General features: G+C 33.9%; 4 protein-coding genes. All 4 read left to right on the top strand.

What is annotated here, in order from left to right:
• The first annotated feature begins 164 nt into the window (after positions 1 to 164).
• The 4 genes from BM335_RS15510 to BM335_RS15495 are packed head-to-tail and all read left to right on the top strand — an operon-like array spanning position 165 to position 2,141.
• Positions 165 to 539, top strand: a complete 375-nt coding sequence (locus tag BM335_RS15510; RefSeq protein ID WP_090230874.1) for an ArsR/SmtB family transcription factor — start codon at positions 165 to 167, stop codon at positions 537 to 539.
• Positions 536 to 1,135 (top strand): mercuric transport protein MerTP, encoded by a 600-nt coding sequence (gene merTP, locus BM335_RS15505; RefSeq protein WP_090230871.1) that lies wholly within the window; start codon positions 536 to 538, stop codon positions 1,133 to 1,135. The genes BM335_RS15510 and merTP overlap by 4 nt, the downstream gene beginning before the upstream one ends.
• Positions 1,135 to 1,341 carry a GDCCVxC domain-containing (seleno)protein gene (locus BM335_RS15500; protein ID WP_090230866.1) on the top strand — a complete coding sequence of 69 codons (207 nt, stop codon included), beginning with the start codon at positions 1,135 to 1,137 and terminating at the stop codon, positions 1,339 to 1,341. The genes merTP and BM335_RS15500 overlap by 1 nt, the downstream gene beginning before the upstream one ends.
• Positions 1,342 to 1,346: 5 nt before the next feature.
• The gene (locus BM335_RS15495) at positions 1,347 to 2,141 is read left to right on the top strand and encodes a cation efflux transmembrane domain-containing protein (RefSeq protein ID WP_090230863.1); all 795 of its coding nucleotides are present in this window, start codon (positions 1,347 to 1,349) and stop codon (positions 2,139 to 2,141) included.
• The last annotated feature ends 253 nt before the right edge of the window (positions 2,142 to 2,394 follow it).

Here is a 2,394-nt window from a genome sequence, read left to right as displayed (position 1 = left end):
CACGTTACCCACAAGCTGAAAACCCACCGCATATTTTAGCACTTTCGGTTTTTTCCGACACACAATTCCAAGCTTAAAAAACCAAAAGAGCTAAAATTTCCCAACGCTTGAGAATTATGTATTTAAGTATTTGCTTAAATAAGAAATAATTGTAACTTTGCGATATGGAAAATAATTCTTGCATAAGACAACAAGCCGATATTGAACAAATAAATCGTTGCAAAGACACAGTTTCTGAATTAAACGAATCGTTCGATTATTTGGCGAACAGACTTTCATTAGTCGGAAATAGCGTTCGACTGAAAATACTTTACCTACTCTTTGAAGAAAAAAGACTTTGCGTTTGTGATTTGAGCGATATTCTCGGGATGAACATTTCTGCTATTTCTCAACATTTGAGAAAAATGAAAGACCGAAATTTATTAGAAACAGAAAGAGATGCTCAAACGATTTTTTACTCACTCACGGCTAAATACGAAAAAATGCTAAATCCATTCTTTGAGATACTTGATAAAAACAAAATTTTAGAAACGATATGAAAAGCGAAAACAAATTAATTGGTGCAGGTTTGTTAACTGCAATTACAGCTTCATTATGTTGTATTACACCTGTTTTGGCTCTAATCGCAGGAACAAGCGGAATTGCCTCAACATTTTCTTGGATTGAACCTTTTAGACCTTATTTAATTGGACTGACAATTTTAGTTCTTGGCTTTGCTTGGTATCAAAAACTTAAACCTCAAAAAGAAATAGACTGTGATTGTGAGACGGACGAAAAACCAAAATTTATTCAATCAAAAAAGTTTTTAGGAATTGTAACAGTATTTGCAATTGTAATGTTGGCTTTCCCATACTATTCAGGAATTTTTTACCCAAATACAGAAAAGCAAATAATCGTAGTTGACAAATCGGACATTAAAACAACGGAATTTAAAATCATCGGAATGACTTGTGCGAGTTGCGAAGAACACGTAAATCACGAAGTGAACAAACTCAACGGAATTATAAACTCAAAAGCGTCTTACGAAAATGGAAATGCAATCGTTGAATTTGACAAGACCAAAACCAATGAAACGGAAATTGAGAAAGCAATTAATTCAACAGGTTATAAAGTAACCGACAAAAAAGAAAATTAATGGAAACCATATTAAAATCTGTAATAACTTGTCCAAACTGCGGACATAAAAAAGTAGAAGATATGCCAACAAACGCTTGTCAATTTTTCTACGAATGTGAGAATTGCAAAACGGTTTTGAAACCAAAAAAGGGAGATTGTTGTGTTTATTGTTCTTATGGTACAGTAGCTTGTCCACCAATTCAAGAAAATAAAAGTTGTTGTTAGGAAATATGCAAAAGACAATCTTTGAAATTACCAAAATGGACTGTCCTTCCGAGGAGAATCTAATCCGAATGAAATTGGATGGAATTTCAAGTATCGTGAATTTGGACTTTGATATTCCGAATCGAAAATTGACCGTTTTTCACAGCGGAGAAAACGACCAAATCGAAAAGTCCGTTATCGAACTAAATTTAGGCGGAAAGAAAATTTCGACCGAACAGACCGACCAAACGGAATTTAAAGAAAACGCAAACCAAAAAAAGCTACTTTGGTCTGTACTTGCAATCAATTTTGCCTTTTTCATTCTCGAAATGACAACAGGAATAATTGCAAAATCAATGGGACTTGTTGCTGATAGTTTAGATATGCTTGCCGACAGTTTCGTTTACGGAATTAGCTTGTTTGCGGTTGGAGGTACATTGATTAAGAAAAAGCGGATTGCAAAACTTGCTGGATATTTTCAAATAACACTCGCAATTATAGGATTTGTGGAAGTTTTAAGAAGATTTTTCGGAGACGAAAAACTTCCCGATTTTTCAACAATGATTATCGTTTCTGTTTTTGCACTTATCGCAAATGGCATTTGTCTTTACATTTTACAAAAGTCAAAGAGCAAAGAAGAAGCTCATATGAAAGCAAGTATGATTTTCACCTCGAATGATGTGATAATAAATTTAGGTGTAATTATAGCAGGACTTTTGGTCAATTGGCTGAATTCAGGAAAACCAGATTTGATAATCGGAACAATAGTATTTGGTTTGGTAATTCAGGGTGCATTTAGGATTTTAAAATTGAGCAAATAAATAGAAAAGCCAACGCTAAAAGCCATACACATTTGCAATTCGCTTCAGCCAAAACACAAGCCAAAAATTGCAAAAGAGTATGTCTTTGCCAACGCTGAAAACCAAGCTGAACGGAATAAAGCCAGTGGGTAACAACGTATATAAAAAATAGCGGTTTAGGTGCTAAATCAAAATGGATTTTATAAATTTAAGGTCTGTGTTTAACCGAAAAGTTAGTGCAAAAAATCCGCTACTTTTCATATACAAGACCGTT

Origin of the sequence: Lutibacter maritimus (assembly GCF_900116115.1) — a bacterium.
Classification (GTDB): domain Bacteria; phylum Bacteroidota; class Bacteroidia; order Flavobacteriales; family Flavobacteriaceae; genus Lutibacter; species Lutibacter maritimus.
Note: the sequence above shows the minus strand (reverse complement) of the source record. Positions and strands in the feature narration are given on the sequence as shown.

Bases quoted from the DNA above. Each gene is read 5' to 3' on its own strand.
- BM335_RS15510 (WP_090230874.1), top strand. From the start codon at position 165: ATGGAAAATAATTCTTGCATAAGACAACAAGCCGATATTGAACAAATA.
- merTP (WP_090230871.1), top strand. From the start codon at position 536: ATGAAAAGCGAAAACAAATTAATTGGTGCAGGTTTGTTAACTGCAATT.
- BM335_RS15500 (WP_090230866.1), top strand. From the start codon at position 1,135: ATGGAAACCATATTAAAATCTGTAATAACTTGTCCAAACTGCGGACAT.
- BM335_RS15495 (WP_090230863.1), top strand. From the start codon at position 1,347: ATGCAAAAGACAATCTTTGAAATTACCAAAATGGACTGTCCTTCCGAG.